At 61.2% G+C, this 21762-nt stretch carries 14 protein-coding genes and 1 pseudogene; 4 read left to right on the top strand and 11 right to left on the bottom strand.

All coding sequences use genetic code 11. The features are described 5' to 3' along the window. Positions 1 to 981: 981 nt before the first annotated feature. Positions 982 to 2151 carry an MFS transporter gene (locus tag ACMX25_RS15830; protein ID WP_414950936.1) on the bottom strand — a complete coding sequence of 390 codons (1170 nt, stop codon included), beginning with the start codon at positions 2149 to 2151 and terminating at the stop codon, positions 982 to 984. A gap of 238 nt (positions 2152 to 2389) precedes the next feature. On the opposite strand from ACMX25_RS15830, the gene ACMX25_RS15835 reads away from it, so the two are divergent. Next, a complete protein-coding gene (locus ACMX25_RS15835) occupies positions 2390 to 2842 on the top strand; it encodes a hypothetical protein (RefSeq protein WP_414950937.1) in 453 nt (150 codons plus the stop codon). On the opposite strand, the gene pdeM is transcribed toward ACMX25_RS15835, so the two are convergent. The 6 genes and pseudogenes from pdeM to ACMX25_RS15865 form a co-directional block, all read right to left on the bottom strand. Then, positions 2836 to 3501, bottom strand: a complete 666-nt coding sequence (gene pdeM, locus ACMX25_RS15840; protein WP_414950938.1) for a ligase-associated DNA damage response endonuclease PdeM — start codon at positions 3499 to 3501, stop codon at positions 2836 to 2838. The genes ACMX25_RS15835 and pdeM overlap by 7 nt on opposite strands. Next, positions 3498 to 6128: a ligase-associated DNA damage response DEXH box helicase gene (locus tag ACMX25_RS15845; RefSeq protein ID WP_414950939.1), complete on the bottom strand. Its 2631-nt coding sequence runs from the start codon at positions 6126 to 6128 to the stop codon at positions 3498 to 3500. The genes pdeM and ACMX25_RS15845 overlap by 4 nt, the downstream gene beginning before the upstream one ends. Beyond that, complete coding sequence (locus ACMX25_RS15850; protein ID WP_414950940.1) at positions 6125 to 7795, bottom strand: ATP-dependent DNA ligase; 1671 nt, start codon at positions 7793 to 7795, stop codon at positions 6125 to 6127. The genes ACMX25_RS15845 and ACMX25_RS15850 overlap by 4 nt, the downstream gene beginning before the upstream one ends. Next, positions 7792 to 8892, bottom strand: a complete 1101-nt coding sequence (locus tag ACMX25_RS15855; RefSeq protein ID WP_414950941.1) for a ligase-associated DNA damage response exonuclease — start codon at positions 8890 to 8892, stop codon at positions 7792 to 7794. Before ACMX25_RS15855 ends, ACMX25_RS15850 begins: the two co-directional genes overlap by 4 nt. 195 nt (positions 8893 to 9087) lie before the next feature. Continuing rightward, positions 9088 to 10058, bottom strand: a pseudogene (locus tag ACMX25_RS15860) (2-hydroxyacid dehydrogenase). A 36-nt stretch (positions 10059 to 10094) separates the two neighbouring features. Then, entirely contained in the window at positions 10095 to 11075 is a 981-nt protein-coding gene (locus ACMX25_RS15865; RefSeq protein WP_414950942.1) for a LysR family transcriptional regulator, read from the bottom strand. Between the two features lie 587 nt (positions 11076 to 11662). On the opposite strand from ACMX25_RS15865, the gene aspT (ACMX25_RS15870) reads away from it, so the two are divergent. From aspT (ACMX25_RS15870) to ACMX25_RS15880, 3 genes are all read left to right on the top strand, one after another. Next, positions 11663 to 13345 carry an aspartate-alanine antiporter gene (gene aspT, locus ACMX25_RS15870; RefSeq protein ID WP_414950943.1) on the top strand — a complete coding sequence of 561 codons (1683 nt, stop codon included), beginning with the start codon at positions 11663 to 11665 and terminating at the stop codon, positions 13343 to 13345. Positions 13346 to 13467: 122 nt separating this feature from the next. Further along, positions 13468 to 15213, top strand: a complete 1746-nt coding sequence (aspT, locus tag ACMX25_RS15875) for an aspartate-alanine antiporter (RefSeq protein WP_414950944.1) — start codon at positions 13468 to 13470, stop codon at positions 15211 to 15213. 119 nt (positions 15214 to 15332) lie between these two features. Continuing rightward, the gene (locus ACMX25_RS15880) at positions 15333 to 16178 is read left to right on the top strand and encodes an aldo/keto reductase (protein WP_414950945.1); all 846 of its coding nucleotides are present in this window, start codon (positions 15333 to 15335) and stop codon (positions 16176 to 16178) included. A 1068-nt stretch (positions 16179 to 17246) separates the two neighbouring features. Here ACMX25_RS15880 and ACMX25_RS15885 read toward each other — a convergent pair. The 4 genes from ACMX25_RS15885 to ACMX25_RS15900 form a co-directional block, all read right to left on the bottom strand. Continuing rightward, a complete protein-coding gene (locus ACMX25_RS15885; protein WP_414950946.1) occupies positions 17247 to 17666 on the bottom strand; it encodes a hypothetical protein in 420 nt (139 codons plus the stop codon). Positions 17667 to 17786: 120 nt separating this feature from the next. After that, a complete protein-coding gene (locus ACMX25_RS15890) occupies positions 17787 to 19859 on the bottom strand; it encodes an ABC transporter ATP-binding protein (protein ID WP_414950947.1) in 2073 nt (690 codons plus the stop codon). Continuing rightward, positions 19856 to 20719, bottom strand: coding sequence for an ABC transporter permease (locus ACMX25_RS15895; RefSeq protein WP_414950948.1), 864 nt, complete (start codon positions 20717 to 20719; stop codon positions 19856 to 19858). The genes ACMX25_RS15890 and ACMX25_RS15895 overlap by 4 nt, the downstream gene beginning before the upstream one ends. After that, positions 20716 to 21747, bottom strand: coding sequence for an ABC transporter permease (locus ACMX25_RS15900; RefSeq protein ID WP_414950949.1), 1032 nt, complete (start codon positions 21745 to 21747; stop codon positions 20716 to 20718). Before ACMX25_RS15900 ends, ACMX25_RS15895 begins: the two co-directional genes overlap by 4 nt. Positions 21748 to 21762: the final 15 nt, after the last annotated feature.

Below are 21762 nucleotides of genomic sequence, written 5' to 3' on the forward strand. Positions count from 1 at the left end.
AGACGCCTCACCAAATCAATGATGAGCGCGTCTTTCTGCTCGTCCGTTAGATTTTTAAGGTTGGGCACAAATGTCATCTCCGAATCATGCCGAGCTTCGCAGCAGTTTACAAGTGCTGACTAGTTACGTCCAAAGCGACAAAGAAACGAAGCAAAGAAAACGCTTTCACCTCTCTAAAAATTAAGTGTCCACAACGTGCGGTTTTGATTCATTGGTACCCCAAAAGCACGGTGCTCGCCAGAGCCACGGATGTGTGAACCCCTCTTTCTCCGAACACGGATACCCCACGCTTCGCCACCAGTGAGTGAACCTGCCAAGGGGCACCCCGCGCTATCCGCCTAGAACCACCCACCAAATTGTTCGCATGCCGAAACATGCCGCGAACCCGTTCGGGAAACAAAGCCTCCAAAATGCGTGAGGCCGTACCCGACAAAATGACTGCAAGCCACCAGCCGCTTCGCAAAAAACTGAAGCAGTAGTACACCTTGGTCCGCAATCCGCGAAACTGGCCATGCGTCTCTGCAGCCCAGACCGCACAACCAAACTTTAAAGGAACGGAACTTGGAAAGTGCGTGCGGCCGTGCGGGTTTGCTTGGAAAAGGTGCTAGCCCGAGAGCGTACGGGGCGAAGCGTTTTACTGTCAGGATTCGCGAGAAGGAGGGGTTCAAACATCCTTCGCTCTTGCGAGCACCGTGCTTTTGGGGCACCCATGAAATGGAACTGCACGCTGTGGACACTTAGGGTAGAGCGGTGAAAGCGTTTTCTTTGCTTCGTTTCTTTGTCGCTAAGGACCAAGAAATGACGCGCCGCCACGCGCAGTGGCTAATAGTGATAAAGAGAACAACTAACACTAAACGCGCGAAGACCTGTAAAGCAGCAACCCGGCATTGACCCCGACCGCTAACGCGAGAATCTAGCAACCCAGCATCAACCCCGCCCGCTAACCCCAGGACCTGCCCCCCGTCCACCGGCGCGAGCGAACTAAACCACCCCGATACTCGCCCGCCGCGCCCGTCGATCCATCGACGCAGACAGCAGGGTCAATCCAAACGCGCAGCACGCCATCAGCACCCCTACCCAAGGCAGCGAGCTAAGCGCTGCACCCGCGCCGATTGCCATCCCGCCGAGCCACGCGCCTATCGCGTTGCCAAGATTGAAAGCGCCCTGATTCAACGTCGACGCAAGATTCGGCGCATCGCTCGCGCGATTCACGATCAACATCTGCAACGGCGGAACAATCGCGAAAGCGAGCACGCCCCAAACAAAGACGGTGATCATCGCGGGAATGGCGGCGTGCATCGTGCCGGCAAAAATGGCCAGCACCACGACGATCGATACAAGGAACGTCAGCAGCGAGCGCAACAACTTCCAGTCCGCGAGCTTGCCACCAAGCGTGCTCCCCACCGTCAATCCAAGCCCGAACAACAGCAGCACCAACGTGACCGCATGCGGCGAGAAACCGGTGACGTCTTCGAGGATCGGCGTGATGTACGTGAACACGGAAAAGAGACTCGCCGATGCCAGCACGCTGATGCCGAGCACCATCAGCACTTGCGGATTCTTGAGCACATTGAATTCGCGCAAGATACTCGATTCCCGCATCTCGATGTGCTTCGGCAAGCACACGGCCAGCGCACCGGCCGCGCCCAGGCCGATCAGCGTGACTACCCAGAAGGTCGCGCGCCAGCCGGCTACCTGACCGAGCGCCGTGCCAAGCGGCACGCCGAGCACGTTCGCGAGCGTGAGGCCGGTGAACATCAGCGCAATGGCTTGCGCGCGACGATTCGGCGCGACCAGGTCCGCGGCGACCACCGAGCCGATGCCGAAGAACGCGCCGTGACAAAACGCGGTCAGGACGCGCGCGATCATCAGCATCCAGTAACCCGGCGCGACGGCGCACAGCAGATTGCCGACGATGAACACACCCATCAGGCCCATCAGCGCTTTCTTGCGCGGCATTTTCGCGGTGACGATAGCGAGAATGGGCGCGCCGATAGTCACGCCCAGCGCATAACCCGACACAAGCATGCCGGCCGCGGGGATGGACACCCCAAGATCGCGCGCGACGTTGGGCAACAGGCCCATGATGACGAATTCGGATGTGCCGATACCGAACGCGGCGATGGCGAGGGCGAGAAGGGGCAGAGGCATGGAGTGAGCAATGACTGTGCTGGCCGGTCGCGCGTTATCGGAGTGAAGAACGCAGGCTCGGGCAAGCTGAAGGGATCAAATTGTACCGAACGTTGTCGGGTTTGCTTGGTGAAAACCCTGAGATTTGTACAGTTGATTCAACGAGTTGGGTTTTCAGGCTGCTCCGAGCCGTTCGGTGTTGCTTTTTGCCATCGGGCGGACTAGGTTGCGGGTTCCCGCCTTTCAACCAAGGACCTTCATGACCGCGTTCCGGCATTTTTCCCCGTCGATGGTTGCCGCGCTGCTGATGTTCGCGGTCGTGCCGGAGGTGTTTGCTCAGGAAGCCGACGCGAGCGCGGGACCCATTCGAACCACGGGTGGGAGCGTGGTCTTCGTTCAAGAAGGCGCCACGATCGAAGCGCAAATCGATGGCAAACCGTTCGACAAGCTGAACGCTAGCCGCATTGCGCATTTCGAGGAGCCGTCGGGGGCGCGGATGCTTGTCGAAGCATTCGATACCGGCGCGCCGGAACTCGTTCTCTACGATTTCACCAAGCGGCCGCCCACGGTTGAGCGCATGACAAAGCGCATGAAACTCACCGGGGTTTTCTGGCAGCGCGACGAAGTGGTGATGAGAAGTGCCGATGGCTGGTACAGGTTCCAGCGCGGCACGCTGACGAAGCTGACGTCATCGAAGATGACTTATCACTGAGTTCGGACCGCCATCACGCGTTCCCCCGCAACCACGAAGATCCGCTCGCCGCGCGCGCTTTCGTTCACCTCAAAGCCGCCGGTAAACGCACCGAACGCAGGCAGCACGCCGGCATCGGCGCCAAAACGAAAACACGGCAATCTCGCGCTATCGCGTCGCGTGGCAACGCGGTACACCGGATGTTCATGCCCCGCCAACGCATACGCATTCGCCACGCGCTGCGGGTAATGACACAGCGCCCAAGGCCCGAACCTGTACGGCTCGTCGACCACGTCGAGCGCGAGCGCGTCGGGCGGCCCGCCGGCATGGCGATCATGATTGCCTTCCACCAGAATCAGCCGTAAGCCGGCATGCCGCTCGCGCCACTCGGCCAGCGCGCCGAGCGTGGTCAACGCGTGCGACTCACGGGCATGCAGCAAGTCGCCAAGAAATACGATCGTCGCCGGCCGGTGCATGAGGATCAAGGCGTCCAGGCGCGCAAGCGTTTCCGCCGTCGAACCTTCCGGCACCGGAATGCCCCGGGCGCGAAACACGGCGTCCTTGCCGATATGCGCATCGGCGACGAACAATGCCTGCCGCACCGGATCGAACGCCGCCCGTGCCGCCGACAACACTAGCGCATGCCCGCCAATATCCACCGTCAATGCCTCGAGCATCATGCGCGCGCCGCCTTTTCCAGATCGGCGAGCATGCGCGCGACGCGATCGGACATCTTCTCGGTGCTCACCTTCTCCCGCAACCGCGCGATGATCAGCGGAAACGCAAAGGGCGTCGGCTTCTTCGGTCGCGTCAGCGCGAGCCGGCTCGCGCTCATGCTTTTGAGCGCGGCCCGTATTCTGTCGAGTTCCAGTTCTTGCAACATCACCTCTTCCTCGGCCTGCGCAAGCAGCAGGTTGCCGCTGTCGTGCCGGCGAAAAACTTCGTAGAAAAGTCCGCTCGATGCCTGCAGTTGCCGCGCGCTTTTTTGTTGTCCCGGATGACCCTGGAAGATCAGCCCGGACACCCGCGCGATCTCGCGAAAGCGCCGTGCGGCAAGCTCGGACGAATTGAGGCTGGCGAGAATGTCGTGTTCGAGATTATCGGGCGAAAAAAGTCCGTCCTGTATGAGCGCCTCCCAGTCGAACGGTTGCGCCGATAACAACTCGAAGCCGTAATCGTTCATCGATATGGAAAACGTACTCGGTCGGTCGCGCGCCACGCGCCAGCCGATCAACGACCCAAGCCCGACGTGCGCCATCCGTCCCGCAAACGGATAACAGAACAAGTGATGCCCCTCGCGCGAACGAATTAGCTCGACCAGCAACACGCCCGGCTCGGGCAACGCCGACCACTTCGCTTGCAGTTCGAGCAGCGGCCGCACGGCTTGCATCTCGGGTTCATCGTAGATGTCGTTCACGGCGCGCGCGAGCATCATCAGCGTGGCATCGGCGAGTTCGGACGAGAGCGGCATCTTGCTGCCGGCCCATTGCGGCATTGCGCCGCGTGAGGACGTCGCGCGTTTTACGTACGCGGTCATCTCGCGCACGCGCACGAGTTCCAGCGCGCGGCCGCCGAACGTGAATACATCACCGGGCTTCAGACGCGAGACGAACGACTCTTCCATCGCACCAATCCGGCCGCCCGTCATGTACGCAATGTTGATGGTCGCGTTGGCCACGATCGTGCCGACATTGTTGCGATGACGCCGGACCAGATCTTCACGCGGCACGCGATACACACCGTCAGCATCGAGCGTCACGCGATGAAAGTCGGGATACGCCGCAAGCGACGTGCCGCCGCGTTCGACGAACGTCAGCGCCCAGTCGAACTCTTGCTGCGTCAGGCCGCGATACGCATATGTCGTGCGGACTTCATCGAAGAGATCCTGGGCCGTGAAGCCGCCGCCTATCGCAATGGTCACCAGATGCTGGACGAGCACATCGAGCGGCTTGTCGGGCATCTCGCGGCCTTCTATGCGCCGTTGCTCGACGGCCCAGCGCGCCGCGGCCGCTTCCACGAGTTCGAGCGCGTGCGTCGGTACGATGGTGACCCGCGATGCCCGTCCCGGTGCATGTCCCGAGCGTCCGGCGCGCTGCATCAGGCGCGCGACGCCTTTGGGCGAACCGATCTGGAATACGCGATCGACCGGCAGGAAGTCGACGCCGAGATCAAGGCTCGATGTGCAGACCACCGCTTTCAGCTGGCCGGTTTTAAGGCCGAGCTCGACCCACTCGCGGACTTCGTGATCGAGCGAGCCGTGATGCAACGCGATCAATCCTGCCCAGTCGGGACGCGCTTCAAGCAGCGCCTGATACCAGACTTCGGCTTGCGAGCGGGTATTGGTGAAGACGAGCGAACTGCGCGCCTGGTCGATCTCGGCAGCAACGGGGCCTACCTGACGCGTGCCGAGATGACCGCCCCATGGAAAACGTTCGATGGTGTCGGGAATCAGCGTATCGACGATCAGCGTTTTCGGCTGCGCGCCGCGCACCACGACGCGCGGCGTCTTGACCGGCGCGAGCAACGCATCGCGAGCGAGATCGAGATTGCCGAGCGTCGCCGATAACCCCCATACCTGCAAATCAGGCCGCCAGTGCGCAAGGCGAGCGAGGGCGAGTTGCGTCTGCGTGCCGCGTTTATTCCCAAGCAACTCATGCCATTCATCGACGACAACCAGCCGCACGTGCTTCATCTCCTCCGCGCCGTTTGCGCGTGTGAGCATTAGCGTGAGACTTTCGGGCGTGGTGACTAGCGCGCTCGGCATGCGCTTGTTTTGCCGGGCGCGTTCGGCGGACGGGGTATCGCCGGTGCGCAAACCAATGCTCCACGGCACGGCAAGTTCTGTCACGGCAGTTTGCAGCGCGCGGGCGGTGTCGGCGGCGAGGGCGCGCATGGGCGTGATCCACAGCACCGTCAACGGCGCGGGCAGGTTGCGGCTGGGGAGCTTGTCGGAATAGGCGGCCAGCGCGCCCAGCCACACCGCCCACGTCTTGCCGGCGCCGGTGGTCGCGTGGAGCAGGCCGCTCGCGCCGCCCGAAATCTCCTCCCACACCTCCCGTTGAAACGGAAACGCTTGCCAGCCGTGCCGATCGAACCACGCAGCGAGACGTGCTTCGAACGGCAGGTTCGCCGCGTCCTGATCGATGACTATCGGCACGGGCCGGAATAGTTCGGCAACCGCATCGGCCTTCGCTTGCGCGGCACGTGTTTTCGGCACCCGGCGCGGACGAGGCGAACGGCGTTTTGCATCGCTACTTGGTTGGGTATCCTGACGGTCTCTATCGTCTTCGTCCGAGGGCGCGCTCATGGCGTCGCTCCTTCGAGGAAACCCTTGAGCATGTCGAGCGTATCGGCGTCGTCAATATGCTTGTCCGTGCGCCATCTCAACATGCGTGGAAACCGCACTGCAATGCCGGACTTATGACGTGGACTCGCCTGAATTCCTTCAAAGCCGATCTCGAATACGAGTGTCGGCGTGACGCTGCGCACCGGCCCGAACTTTTCGATGGTCGTCTTGCGCACGACCGCGTCGACCTTGCGCATCTCTTCGTCCGTCAAGCCGGAATACGCCTTCGCGAAGGGTACGAGGGTGCGCACGCCATCGGCTTCGTCCCACACGGCGAACGTGAAATCCGTGTATAAACTCGCGCGCCGGCCGTGGCCGCGTTGCGCGTAAAGCAAGACGGCGTCGATGGCGTAAGGCTCGATCTTCCACTTCCACCATGTTCCGGAAGCCTTCGTGCGTCCCACGCCATACATCGATTCACGTCCCTTCAGCATCAAGCCTTCAACGCCACGGCCGCGGCTTTCGTCGCGCAATGTGGCGAGGGTTTCCCAATCGGGCGCCTGGACCATTGGCGATACCCGCAGCAAGTCCACCGCCAAGGTTTCGCCCAACGCGGTGGCCAATGCATCGAGTTGCGCGCGGCGTTCGATCAGCGGCGTGACGCGCAGATCGCGGCCTTCGGCTTCCAGCAGGTCGTAGGCGAGAAACGTGGCGGGCGAGTCGGCGAGCACTTTCTTCGACAAGGTCTTGCGCGTGATGCGCGGTTGCAGCCGCGCGAAAGGCAATGGAGCATCGCCGCCGGGTTCCCACGCGAGAATTTCGCCATCGATAACAGTCCCGTCCGCCAGCGCGGCGCCCAGCGAGGCGAGTTCGGGAAATCGCTCGGTGATGAGATCTTCACCGCGCGACCACAGCCACACCCGGCCGCCGCGTTTCACAAGTTGCGCGCGAATCCCGTCCCACTTCCATTCGATCACCCAATCCGACGGCGCGCCGAGCGTCGACGGATCGGCTTGCAACGGATGAGCCAGGAAAAATGGATACGGCAAACCAAGATCGCTTTCGTGCGGCGTGGCGGAGTTTTCATCGTCCGGGCTTTCCGGAGCGATCAGCCGCAAATAACGCGCCGCGCCCGGCGCTTGCTGCGAGTCGGTCCAGCCGACCATGCGCTGGGCGATGCGTTTGTGATCCACGCCCGCGACTTCGGCGAGCGCGCGCACCACAAGCTGCCGTGCGACGCCCACTCGGAAGCCGCCGCCTATCAGCTTGGTCAACAAGAAACGCTCGCTCCAGTCGAGTTCGTCCCAGTAGCCGAGCAAACGGGTTCGAAGCTCGCCCGGCTCCAGGCCGCGCAAGGTCAGCACGCGTCCCTCGATCCATTGCGCGAGGCCGAGTTCGGATGTGCGTTGCGCGGGCGGCAGGATATGCGCGATGGTTTCGGCCAGATCGCCGACCGCCTGATACGACTCATCGAAGAGCCATTCCGGCAGGCCGGCGCGCTCGCGGGCGAATTCGGTGAGAAGGCGGGTGGGCACCGATTGTCGAGGTTTGCCGCCGCTAAGAAAGTACGACGCCCACGCGGCGTCCTCGGGTTCGGCCGCCGAAAAATACGCGATCAGCGCCTCGAGTTTTTCTTTTGTCGACGTGGTGCCGTCCAGAGCGGTGTAGAGCGCGGCGAAGCGTTTCATTGCGAGTCGGCCCCGGGCGAAGGAGGGGCTTCAACGGCCGGCTGCTCTGGTTGCGCTGACGGACCCACCGGGCCGCTTTCCGCCGCGTCGGCTTCTATGGCGTCATCGCCGTATTCGGTTGTGAATGCGCCCGCTTCCAGACCTTGTTCGCGCAGCCAGCGCACCATCGGCTCGATCTGTCCGTGCGTGACGATCACCCGGTCCGCGCCCGTTGCGCCAATCGCTGTCTGTAATCCCGGCCAGTCGGCGTGATCGGACAGCACGAAACCGCGATCCAGGCCGCGTCGGCGCCGGGTGCCGCGAAGCCGCATCCAGCCCGACGCAAACGCGTCGCTGTAGTCGCCAAAGCGGCGCATCCACGCGCTGCCTTGTGCGGACGGCGGCGCAATGATCAGCGCGCCCTGGAACGCGGTCTTGTCTTTCGTGGCGATGTCGCTGACCGGCCGCGTCGGCGGCAGATCAACGCCCGCTTGCACATAGGCCCGATTCAGCGGCTCCACGGCGCCATGGCAGAAGATCGGCCCTATGGCCGGATCGACGCCACCGAGAATCCGCTGCGCTTTGCCGAACGAATAGCAGAACAGCACGGAAGCGCGTCCTTCAGCCGCGTTATGCCGCCACCACGAATTGATGCCGTCGAAAATCACACTGGACGGTTCCCATCGATAAATCGGCAGGCCGAACGTGGATTCTGTAATGAACGTGTCGCAGCGAACCGGTTCGAACGGCGCGCAAGTGGGATCGGGCTCGACTTTGTAGTCGCCTGAGGCCACCCAGACCCGGCCCGCGTGTTCCACGCGCACTTGAGCGGAGCCGAGCACGTGGCCGGCCGGATGTAGCGACACGGAGACGCCGTTGATGACCAGGCGTTCGCTGTAGGGAACGCCTTGCAACGAGATGCCCGGCAGTCGCGACAGCAACACGCCGACCCCCGGCTCAGCCGCGAGATAACGGGCGTGCCCGAAGCGGGCGTGATCTGCATGGGCGTGAGTAATGATGGCCCGGTCGACGGGACGCCACGGGTCGATATAAAAATCGCCCGGCGGGCAATAAAGGCCTTCCGGCCTCGCGACGATCAAGTCTTGCAATGCGTCCAACCGTCCCTCGCTCGCAATAAGAGATTCCGACAGTAAGAGAGCGATACAGCAAACGGCATGCCGTCGAACAGGAATGAAACGCTAATAAATTAGTAAATATTAATTATATGAAGAATAAATGGATTATCCGAAAAGCTGATTTATCGCGCGGGAAGTATAAAAACTTCCGCTCGATAAACTTCGCAATGGGATTGTCTACGGGAATACCTGATGGAGCGGAGAGCCATCGAACCAGGCTTTCACATTTCCGAGCGTGGTAGTGGCGATCTCTCTAAGCGCTTCGCGTGTGAAGAACGCCTGATGAGAGGTAACAAAGCGCGCAAGCACGTCGTCCTGCAGCATGTGATTCGAATGGTCTTCGAAAAAGAGTCCGCTCTCTTCCTCGTAGACGTCGAGGCCAAGGTGGCCCAGTTGCCCGCTTTTCAACGCGCCGATGAGTGCGCCACTGTCGATCAACCCGCCGCGGCCGGTATTAATCAGCATGGCGCCGTGTTTCATGCGGGCGAGTGCGGCGGCATCGATGAGGTGATAAGTGGAGGGTAAAAGCGGGCAATGCAGGCTGACGACGTCCGACCCAGCCAGAAGCGTATCGAGTGAAACATAACGTGCTCCGGCTTGTATAAGATCGGTTGCTGGCGTTCCAGGATCAAACGCCAGCAGCGTCATGCCGAAGCCGGCCATGATGCGGCCGAATACCCGCCCGATTACGCCCGTGCCAATAATGCCAAGCGTCTTGCCGTGCAGGTCGAAACCCAGCAGGCCGTTAAGCGAAAAGTCGCCATCGCGAGTCCTGGCATAGGCGCGATGCAACTTGCGATTCAGCGTCAGGGTCAGTCCGGCCGCGTGCTCCGCCACTGCGTACGGCGAATAAGCCGGCACGCGCACCACGCCGATTCTGAGCCTGACTGCCGCCGTGAGGTCGACGTGATTAAAACCTGCCGAGCGCAGCGCGACGAGCTGCGTGCCGCCCTCGCGAAGGGTTTCCAGGACAGTTTCGTCAAGGATGTCATTCACGAACGGGCATACCACTGCGCACCCGTGGGCCAGAATTGCCGTTTGCGCGTCAAGTTGTGATTCCTGGAAATGCAGGGAATAACCAACGCGGCGTTAGCCTCAATGAAGACGTCGCGATCATATTGCCGGCTGCTGAAGACGATCATCTGAATTGGCATCGAACGATCTCCCGCCAGCAGGCAATTAAATCAACTGGCAACTGCGCTCGCCGGAGGCACCATGGAAAGCCGGGAGAGAATGGTTTCCGGCTGCAGCAATCCAACTTCTCCGCCCGGGCCCATATGTTCGAGCGTGTAATCAATGAAGGCGCGCGTCTTGGCCGGCAGATACTGCCGTCCCGGATAAACGATAGATACCTTCACGTCCGGGTCATCAATGGCGTAATCACCCAGCACCCGTACCAGCGAGCCGTTTTCCAGATCCGCCGCGACAATGCCTTCCGGAATGATCGAAATGCCCATGTGCGCAAGCGTTCCGAGCCGGACCATCAAGGCGCTGTTGACCGTATAGACGGGGGCGAGCGTGACCTGGTCGGCGCTGCCGTTGTTGCGGTGCCGGAAGTGCCAGGTGGCGCTGCGCATTTCGCTGGGGAGCGCGACGAACGCGTGGTGCAGCAAATCGGCTGGCGTGCTGGGCGAGCCGTGCTCTTCCAGATAAGCGGGCGTGGCGACGGGAATCAGCGTGTTAGTGGCGACCGGGCGTTCTACCAACGCCGTGCTCGTCACCATGAATGCCGTGACAATACCGACATCGAAACCGTCTTCCACCAGATCTACGTGGCGCTCGGATAAGGTGAGCCGCACATTCACTTTCGGATAAACCTGCCGGAAGCCATCGATCAGCGGCGTCAGCGCCATGAGCGAAAGCGATCCGGACGCCACCACGCGCAATGTACCGCTGGGGTCGCCTTCGGTATGCGCCACCATTGACTCGAGGTGATCGAGTTCTTCGAGCAATGCGCGGCAGCCTTCGAGATAACGCGTGCCGGCTTCTGTGAGTGAGAGGTTGCGAGTAGTGCGGTTGATTAACCGGGTGCGCAAATGCGCTTCCAGCATTGCAATTGCGCGAGTCACAAGTGCGTTTGATACATCCAGTTGTTGTGCGGCACGCCGAAAACTTTCGGTTTCCGACACCCGCACGAACACACGCATGGCATGAATTTGATTCATTGTCTCTTACCTCTCAGTGTCCAAATCAGCGTGGAACCGTATTGCGAATCACCGCGCATACGCCATTTTTTTAGATCAGTGCCAAAAAGCGTATTGACACTCATGCGGAATTGCAATATCTCAGTCGTTTCATGTTTGCATTCCACATTAACCGCAAGACTTTCACATTTGCTAATTCATTGCAAATGAAAAATTACACTTCTCCGGATTTTGGAATGGATCGTCTGATTTATGCAGATTTATGTTTCAGGAGTTGTGTTAAGTCATTCGACTTCTGGAGGAGATCGATATATCGCTTGTCTTATTGCATGCAAACTGGCGATCCGACCTGCGGCAAGGCACGATAAGCTCTGCCGGGCGTTGCCAATAAAGATGTTTTATTGACCGGAAACCATCCCGGGGAGTGACCAAATGAAGTTGGGCGTTAAATTCTTACCGTCCCGACTTACCGGCTGGCAAACTGGCGTCTAAAAAGTACATTGTTCAACGATCTCAAAATCATGGTCAAAATTAATCGAATCCTTAATTCAAGTCATTCCAGGGCGCTTGATAGTTGCATTTAGATAATCAATGGAGACGATAATTTCATGATCTGGAATTTGCTGGCGAGCCAACTCGAAATCGCATTGTTTGCGAGTCTGGCAATCGGCTTTTTCATTGGTTCTTTCAAGCTCGGACCCATACAGCTCGGCGGCGTATGCGGCACCTTGATCGTGGCGCTGATTCTCGGACAAAGCGGTGCGCGCCTTTCACCAGATTTGAAGAATATTGCTTTCGCCCTGTTTATCTTTGCGCTGGGCTTCACCGGCGGACCGCAATTCTTCGCGAATATCGGGCGCGGCTGGCGCTATGGGCTGCTATCCGTTGTTGAACTCGTGGTGGTGCTTGGGCTGGTCCTCGGGGCTGTCGCGCTTTTCAAGCTGGACCGCGGCACTGCGGCCGGTCTGCTTGCCGGCGCCGCGACGGAATCGGCGGTGGTCGGCACGGCGTCCGAGGCAATCGGCAAGCTCGGGCTGCCTGCTGCCGAGATCGCCCGGCTGCAGGCCAATATCGTCACTGCCTATAGCGTGAGTTACCTCTTCGGGCTCGTCACTATCGTGTTGTTCACCAGCCAGATCGCGCCGCTCATGCTGCGCGTGAATCTGCGCGATGAAGCCGAGCGCCTGTGGCGCGCGCTCGGTGGCGACAGCGCGCTGGCGGAGGGCCAGCGGCCGGCGGCGCCGTCGCTCGTCGCACGCGAAGTCCGCGTCACGAGTGCGGCGGATCTGAGCATCAGTGCCCTTGAAAAACGCCATGGCAACGAGCTTACCGTGGCGCGCGTGATGCGTGGCCGCTCGATCGTCAAAGCGCAGCCGAATCTCGTGTTGAAGACGGGGGACCGGATCGTGATCGGCGGGCGCCGCGCGGCGCTCGTGGCGGCGTTGCCATCCATTGGTGAGGAAGTCGCCGGGGGCGATGTCGCCGATGTCTACGCTGACACTGTCGATGTCATGCTCACGCGGCGCGAAGTACACGGCCTGACGGTCGCGCAAGTGCGCGACCGGGCGACGCCCGCCGATAGCCACGGTATTTATATCTCGGCCGTCACGCGGCTGGACAGCATGATTCCCGCGTTGCCGGGGACGGAGCTGCATCGGGGCGACGTACTGACCTTGATCGGCGCAGCCGAGGACGTGCAGCGCGGCGTGGCGAAGCTCGGCTACGTGGTCCGCGCGACGCTGAAAACCGACTTCGTGTTTCTCGGTATCGGCGTGATCTTGGGGATTCTCGTCGGGCATTTGAGCGCGCGTATGGGCGGCGTGCAGATCGCCTTGGGGACCGGCGGCGGCTGTTTGTTGTCTGGGCTGCTGTTCGGCTGGATCCGTTCGCGCTATCCCGTGATCGGTTCGCTGCCTTCAGCTGCGGCGCAAGTGCTCAAGGATTTCGGGCTGTGCACGTTTATCGCCGCGGTCGGGTTGGGGGCCGGGGCCGATGCCATCCGCCTGATCCGCGAGTACGGCGTTGCGCTGCCGCTGGCGGGCGTGGTCATCACGCTCGGCCCGGCGCTGGTGTCGCTCGCGGTCGGCCGCTGGCTGTTGAAACTCGAAGTACCGATGCTGCTTGGCGCGATCGCCGGCCAGCAATGCAGCACGCCCGCGATCAGCGCGCTGGTGGGGGTGACGGGCAATGCGACGCCCGTGATCGGCTACACGATCACGTATGCATTGTCGAACGTCCTCCTGCCGTTGATGGGGCCCGTAATCGTCGGGCTCGCGGGGAAGTTGGGGTGAACAGGATCACGTGGTAGCAGCAGGATCAGGTGGTAGCAGCAGGATAGGTGCATGGGCAGGAGCGTCAGTGGGAAATCAGGTTCAGCAGGCCGGGCAGCGCATACGAAACTAACGAGGGCACTATGGAATGGATACATCAGATTTTCACGAAGTCACCGGAGATTGCGCTTTTCCTCTCTTTGGCGGTGGGGTACTTCATTGGCCAGATCAACTTCGGCAAGTTCCAGCTTGGCGGTGTGGGCGGGTCGCTGCTCGCGGCGGTCGTCATCAGTCAGTTCGGTGTCCAGATCGATAATGGCGTCAAGTCCGTGATGTTCGCGATCTTCATCTATGCGGTGGGTTACGACTCGGGGCCGCAGTTTTTCAACTCGCTGTCGCGCAAGACGCTGCGTGAGATTGCGATGGCGGTGTTTCTCGCGGTATCGGCGCTCGTGACCGTGTTGGTGTGCGCGAAGCTGTTCGGCTTGAACAAGGGGATTGCGGCGGGGTTGGCCGGCGGGGCGCTGACGCAGTCGGCGATCATCGGCACGGCCGGCGACGCCATCGCCCGGCTCGGGCTGCCGGTTGCCGAAACCAAGGCGCTTCAGGGCGACGTGGCCGTCGCTTATGCCGTGACGTACGTATTCGGATCGCTGGGCGCGATCATTGTGTGCGTGAATATCTTGCCGAAGTTCATGGGGCAGAGTTTGAAGGACGCCGCAGCGGAGGCGGAGAAAAGTTTGCTCGGCGGCGCGGTCGTGCATGGGGCCGGCCAGACGGCGGCGATGCCGGAACTCGTCGGGCGCGCTTATCGCGTGACCGGCGGCAAAGGTGCGGCGGCGCGCGTAGGTGGCGCCGATGCCGGAGGGTTGGCCTTGAGCGGTGCGGCGGGCCGGACAGTCGCCGAGATCGAGATGGCCGAGTCCGACATGATCACGATCGAGCGAATCCGCCGGGCCGGCAAGGCGCTGGAGCCGCGGCCGGACGTGATGCTGCAAGTCGACGATATCGTCCTGGTCGTCGGCCGGCGTGAAGTGATGGTGACGGCGGCGTCGAACATTGGTGAAGAAGTGGCGGATACCGATGGCATCAGCGTCGTGATGCAGAACCGGCAGGGCGTGTTCACGCGCAAGGGCATGAATCACATGACGATTGCCGCGGTGCGCACGACCGTGGATCGCGATTTGCGCCACGGCGTATTCGTGCAGGAAATTCGCCGGGCGGACCAGCCGCTGCCGATCCTTCCCGAGACCCAGCTCGAACATGGCGATGTCATCACGTTCTACGGTTCGCCGCAGGATACGAAGCGTGCGGTGGATGCAGCGGGTTATGAATTGCCGGTTACAAACAAGACCGATTTCATCTACATGGGCGTGGGGATTGTGCTTGGTTTGTTGATCGGATTGATCGTCGTCGACGTAGCCGGTGTGCCGTTGACGCTGGGCTCCGGCGGGGGCTGCTTGCTGGCCGGGCTGTTGTTCGGCTGGATGCGCGGCAAGCATCCGATGTACGGCGTGATGCCATCGGCGGCGTCGCAATTGATGAAGGATTTCGGGCTTGCCGCGTTCGTGGCGGCTGTCGGTTTGAACTCCGGGCTGGCGGCTGTGGTTACGGTGAAGAACAGCGGCCTCACGATCTTTCTGCTGGGCGCGGTTGTCACCATCTTGCCGCTCGTCCTCACGATGTTGTTCGGCCGATACGTGTTGAAATACACTAACGCGGCGCTTTTGGCGGGTGCCCTGACTGGCTCGCGCAGTGCGAATCCGGCGTTTGGCGGCGTGCTTGATAAGGCGGAAAGCGCGGTGCCGACGGTCCCGTTCGCGATCACCTATGCGTTAGCGAATGTGTTGCTGACATTGCTGGGTCCGCTAGTGGTGGGATTGGTCTGACGAAGGACAGAGCGTGCGTGGGTGCATGTGATTACACTTACGCGCGCTCAAAAAAGTTTGAACTGAGGCCGAAGACTCGAGCCCAACAACATTCGGTTCAGCAAGCAAGGGGAGCGCCCATGACGTCGCAGGAAAAAGTGGTTCATCTTCCGAGCGGAGAGCAGATCCCTGCGTTGGGTCAGGGAACGTGGGAAATGGGCGATAGCGCCAGAACCCGCAGCGCGGAGATTGCAGCGCTTAAAACAGGCGTGGATCTGGGCATGACCGTGATCGATACTGCGGAAATGTACGGCGAGGGCGAGAGTGAAAAGCTGATCGCCGAAGCTTTGAAGGATCGGCGTGACGAGCTATTCATTGTCAGCAAGGTTTATCCGCATAACGGTAGCGAGTCCGGCGTGAAGGCCGCGTGTGAACGAAGCCTCAAGCGGCTACAGACTGACCGCATCGATTTATATCTGCTGCATTGGCGCGGCGGCGAAGATCTGGAAGGGGTGATCGGCGGTTTTGAGGCGTTGAAAGCGCAGGGCAAGATTCGTCATTGGGGCGTGAGCAATTTCGACACCGACGACATGGTCGAGCTCTTTGCGCTGGAAAACGGCAACCGGTGTGCGACCAACCAGATTCTGTATAACGTCGCTCGACGCGGTCCCGAATTCGAACTCTTGCCGTGGATGCGCGAGCGCAATATGCCGGCGATGGCATACAGTCCTGTAGATCACGCGCGTCTGCCGAAACAAAGCGTGTTGAACGATATTGCGAAGGCGCGCGGTTTGTCGGCGATGCAAGTCGCGCTCGCGTGGGTCTTGCAGCAACCGCAGGTTATTGCGATCCCGAAAGCGGGGACTGTCGCTCATGTGATTGAGAACGCGGCTGCGCGAGAGGTGACTTTGTCGGGGGAAGAAATGAGTCTTATCGACTCTCAGTTCAAACCGCCAAGATCAAAACGGGCGCTGGAAATGCTTTGAGATGTTGGAGATGGAGGGGCGGGTTTTTGGGGCTAGCGGTAGGGTTGGTGCTGCGTTGCGCGGGTTCCGGGGTTAGCGGTCGGAGTCAATGCCAAGGTGCCAGGTTCCTGTGTTAGTGGTCGGGGTCATTGCTGGGTTGCTGCTTTCCAGGTCTTTGCGCGTTTAGTGTTGGCTGATCTTTTTCGCTCTATTAGCCACTGCGCGTGGCGGCGCGTCATTTCTTTGTCCAAAGCGACAAAGAAACGAAGCAAAGAAAACGCTTTCACCGCTCTACCCTAAGTGTCCACAGCGTGCAGTTACATTTCATAGGTGCCCCAAAAGCACGGTGCTCGCCAGAGCTCAGGATGTGTGAACCCCTCTTTCTCCGAACACGGATACCCCACGCTTCGCCACCAGTGATTGAACCTGCCAAGGGGCACCCTGCGCTATCCGCCTAGAACCACCCACCAAATTGTTCGCATGCCGAAACATGCCGCGAACCCGTTCGGGAAACAAAGCCTCCAAAATGCGTGAGGCCGTACCCGACAAAATGACTGCAAGCCACCAGCCGCTTCGCAAAAAACTGAAGCATAGTACACCTTGGTCCGTAATCCGCGAAGCTGGCCACGCGTCTCTGCAGCCCAGACCACACGACCAAACTTTAAAGAAACGAAGCCTGAAAAGCGCGTGAGGCCATGCGGATTTGCTTTGAAAAGGTGCTTGCCCGAGAGCGTACGGGGCGAAGCGTGTTCGTGTCAGGATTCGCGAGAAGGAGGGTTTCACACATCCGTGGCTCTGGCGAGCACCGTGCTTTTGGGGCACCCATGAATAGAAACTGCACGCTGTGGACACTTAGGGTAGAGCGGTGAAAGCGTTTTCTTTGCTTCGTTTCTTTGCCGCTTTCGGCTTTGGACAAAGAAATGACGCGCCGCCACGCGCAGTGCCTAATAGAGCGAAAAAGATCAGCCAACACTAAACTCGCGAAGACCTGGAAAGCAGCAACCCAGCAATGACCCCGACCGCTACCTAGCAACCGGCATCAACCCGACCGCTAACCCCGAACCCCATCCCGTCCACCGGCGCGAGCGACTAATCACACCCGTGGTGCGCATGCACAGACCCAAGCACCGCGACTTCCGCCGGCGTGCGCTTGAGCGATGCGTCATCGACTTGCTTGGCGTCGGCCAGAAATTCATCGACCAGCGTTGAGACCGGCGTATCGCTCAGGCATAGCGACACGCGCTGCGTTTCATTGGCCTTCAATTGCGATCGCTGGGCCAGAAACAGCACACCGTATTGATAACCGCGCACAATGCCGCGCACGGCGCCTACGCACTGGCCTTGCGCGGTATTATCGGATCTCTGCGAGCATTCTTGCGCGAGCGTATAGGCAGAGAAACTCGGATCGACCGGCGGCGGTTGAGTGGTTTGCTGTGCGCGGACGGCAGAGGCGCAGCCCAACACGGAGAAAGCAGCAAACGCGAACGCCGCGGAGATATTTCGCTTCATATTGTGATCCCTCATGTCGAACGTTGAACTCGATATGAGGGAACGAGCGGCGATTGGTTCCTTCAATCCTGACCTAGCGCCGACTTAACGCCGGCCCAAGCCCGACTTCAGCGCGCCGGTTTAGCCAGGCTTTTGCAAGCGCTTAAGCTCGGCCACGGGAATGTGGCATCGAATCCTGTGTCCATCGGTGGCGTGCGCATAGGGCGGCTCCTCCTGCTCGCAAATCGCACCTATCTTGCGCGGACAGCGCGTATGAAACACGCAACCCGACGGCGGGTCCGCTGCACTCGGCAACTCACCCGAAAGACGTATACGCTCCCGCGCTTGCGGTTCATCGCCAACGGCCGGAATCGATGACAACAACGCCTCGGTATAAGGATGATGCGGCCCGTCGAACACGTCCGTCGCGCGGCCGATCTCCATCAGCCGGCCGAGATACAGCACCGCAATGCGATCGGACAAATACCGCACCACGTGCAGGTCGTGCGAGATAAACACGTAACTTACGCCACGTTCACGCTGCAGGTCGGCGAGCAGGTTCAGGATGGCGGCTTGCACGGACACATCGAGGGCGGATGTCGGCTCGTCGCAAACCACCACACGCGGATCGCCAGCGAACGCACGCGCTATCGCCACGCGCTGTTTCAACCCACCCGACAATTGCCGCGTGCGCGAACTCAGGTAACGCTCGGGCAATCGCACGGCGGCAGTCAGCGATTGCAGCCGTGCTTCCTTCGCGGCCCCTCGCAACGCGCCGAGTTTCGACAACGACCGCGCGATCAGCCGACGCACCGAATGCGCCCGGTTCAACGCCGAATCGGGATTCTGGAACACGATCTGCAGCGACTTGACCTGTTCGTCGTTCCGGTTTGTCACGCGCGCGGGCAGGGCGGCGCCGTCGAGTTCTATGGAGCCGCCTGCATCGGGCGAGAGCAACCCGAGCAACAGCTTCGCGAGCGTCGTCTTGCCGCTGCCTGACTCACCGACCAGCCCGAGCGTTTCACCCAGCGCCAGTTCCAGCGATACATCGTGCACGGCCCGCAGCGACTCTCCGCCAACATGAAACGTCTTCGATAAATTCTCCGCGCGCAGGGCAATAGGTGCATCTGTCCTGTCGACAGCCGCGCTTAGAACCTCCGGCGTTGCGCGCGGCAAGTCGATTGCGCGTTCGTGATAATGGCAACGGGCCATCTGGTCGCCATGAGCGGCCAATACCCGATACGGCGGCGGCGCTTCACGATGACATCGGTCATCGGCGAGCTTGCAGCGTTGCGCATAGATGCATCCCTGCGTCACCGATCCCGGCAGCGGCAGCGAGCCCGGAATGGTGTCGAGCCGGCCCGTGTCCTTGCTTCGTCCCGTCGTCGGCAAACAGCGCAGCAGGCCCACCGTGTACGGATGCCGCGGCCGCGCGAATACATCGCGCGTGGTGCCTTCTTCTACAAGCTTCCCGGCATACAGCACGCCAACGCGATCACACATCCGGCCGATCACCGCCAGGTTGTGGCTGATGAAAAGCACCGCCGTGCCAAGCTCTTCGCGCAGTTGCGCGATCAGGTCGAGCACCTCCGCTTCGACCGTGGCGTCGAGCCCCGTAGTGGGTTCGTCGAGGATCAGCAATGCCGGATTGCACGCCAGCGCCATCGCGATGACCACGCGCTGCTGCATGCCGCCCGACAATTGATGTGGATAACTATCCATTACGCGTTCAGGCGACGAGATCCGTACGCGCTTCAAGATGTCGATGGTGTGCTCCAGCGCTTCACTCACCGACGCGCCCGCGAGCTCGAACGCTTCCGACACCTGCCGCGCGATGGTCAGCGACGGGTTCAACGCGCGGCCCGGGTCCTGATAAACCATCGATACCGCGTTGGCCCGCATGTGCCGCAACGCGTCGGCGTTCATCGAAGCGATGTCGTGGCCGGCGATCGAAATCTTCCCCGACTTCACGCGGCCGTTGCGCGGCAGATAACGCAATACGGCGAGCGCGGCCGTGGATTTGCCACAGCCGGATTCGCCGACGAGCCCGTACGCCTCGCCGCGTTTGACCCGCAGCGAGATGTCCTGCAGCACTTCGCGGTCGCGCCCGCGCGAACGGTAGGCGACCGTCAGGCCGACAAGCGTGAGTGCGTCGGTTTCGGCGCTCTTCGATCCATCGAAGATAGGGAAGGCCGATGGCGGCGGTCCGTTCATCGTTCGAGCACTCCTTGGATGCCATCGGCAACGAGGTTCACGCCCACGACCAGCGAAGCGATAGCGGCTGCGTCGAACACAACAGTCCACCATGCGCCGCCCGCCATCAGCGTGTAGCACTCGGACAGCGCAAGACCCCAGTCAGCCGACGGCGGCTGAATGCCGAAGCCCAGGAATGACAGCGTGGCAACCGCGAAAATGGCGTAACCGAGCCGCACAGTGGCTTCCACGATGATCGGCTGCAGCACGTTCGGCAGGATCTCCGCGAACATGATGTAGAACGCATTTTCGCCGCGCAATTGCGCCGCCAGCACGTAGTCGAGATTGCGTTCGGCGAACACGGCCGCGCGCACCGTGCGCGCGGTGATCGGCGTGAAGGTGATGCCGATTACGAGAATCACGGTGACGTTGCTGGCGCCGACCGCTGCAAGCGCAAGCAGCGCAACGATCACCAGCGGTAACGCGAGCACCGCGTCGATCAGCCGGCCGATCACGTTGTCCACCCATCCATCGAAGTAACCGACGATCAAGCCAACCGCGGTTCCCGCCACCGTGCCGAGCAACGTTGCCAGCGGTGCGATGGTGAGAATGTCGCGCGCGCCGACGATCACGCGCGCGAACACATCGCGGCCGAGTTGATCGGTGCCGAACCAGTGCGTGGCGTCGGGCGGGGTGAGGGAGTTCAACGGATCGGATGCGTACGGATCCTGCGGCACGACCCAATGCCCGACCAGCGCACACGCGACCCAGAACAGCAGGATCAGCACGCCGACCACGAACGTGGGTGAGCGCAGCAGCGCTTTGCTGCGTTCAAAACGCGGCGCCCTGCGCGGTGCGGGCGCGACGGTCGCTGTGCTCATTGCGCGTTCCTCACCCGCAAGCGCGGATTCAACACAACGTACAGCGCATCCGCGATCAGGTTCGCCGCCGTATAAATCACGCCGATGGTCAGCACGCCGGCTTCGAGCATCGGGAAGTCCTTGCCTTTGGCGGCGTTATAAATGAGTGAGCCAATGCCCTGATAGTGGAACAGCGTCTCCACGACCACCAGCCCGCCGATCATGTAGCCGAGCTGCGTGGCGGCAACGGTGACGGTCGGCAACAGCGCATTGCGCAGGACGTGCCGCATGATCACCACACGGCGCGGCAGGCCCTTGAGAATCGCAGTGCGGGTGTAGTCGGCATCGAGTGCTTCAACGGTGCCGGCGCGCGCCATGCGGGCGATGTAGCCGAAGAACACCAGCACCAGCGGCAACACGGGCAGGATCAGATGCTGCAGTTGAACGAACACATTCGACCCGGGTGGAAACGTTGCTTCAATCGGCAGCCATTGCAGCCAGATACCAAACACGAGAATCAGCACAATGGAAGAGACGAACTCCGGCACGACTGTCGCCGATAACCCCGCAATGCTGATCGTCCGGTCGATCCAGCGCCCTTCGTGGAGCGCGGCATAAACGCCGCCGGCAATACCAAGCGGCACGACGACGATAAACGCCAGCGCGCCCAGCTTGGCCGAGTTCAACAGCGCACTGCCGATGAACGGCGCCACCGGCGCGCGATACGAATACGACTCGCCCATGTCGCCGCGCAGGAAATGCGCGATCCAGCCGGCGTATTGCGTGAGCAAAGGCCGGTCGACGCCCAGTTGATGATTGAGCGCGGCGACCGCGCGCGCGTCGGCGAGAGGCCCGAGGATTGCGCGGCCGACATCGCCGGGAAGCAACTGGCCGCCCGCGAACACGATCACCGACAGCAGCCACAACGTGATGACCGCGAGCAGCAGCCGCACGCCTACGAACCGCGCAATGCGCGCGGCGCTTCCGGCGTTGCTGCGTGAGCTGATTTTCGGCGCGCCCGGCGCGGCGGAAGGAGAGACCGTGTTCATGATCGGAGCATCCTC

It is taken from the genome of Caballeronia eucalypticola (assembly GCF_047608185.1).
In the GTDB taxonomy this organism is placed as follows: Bacteria; Pseudomonadota; Gammaproteobacteria; order Burkholderiales; family Burkholderiaceae; genus Caballeronia.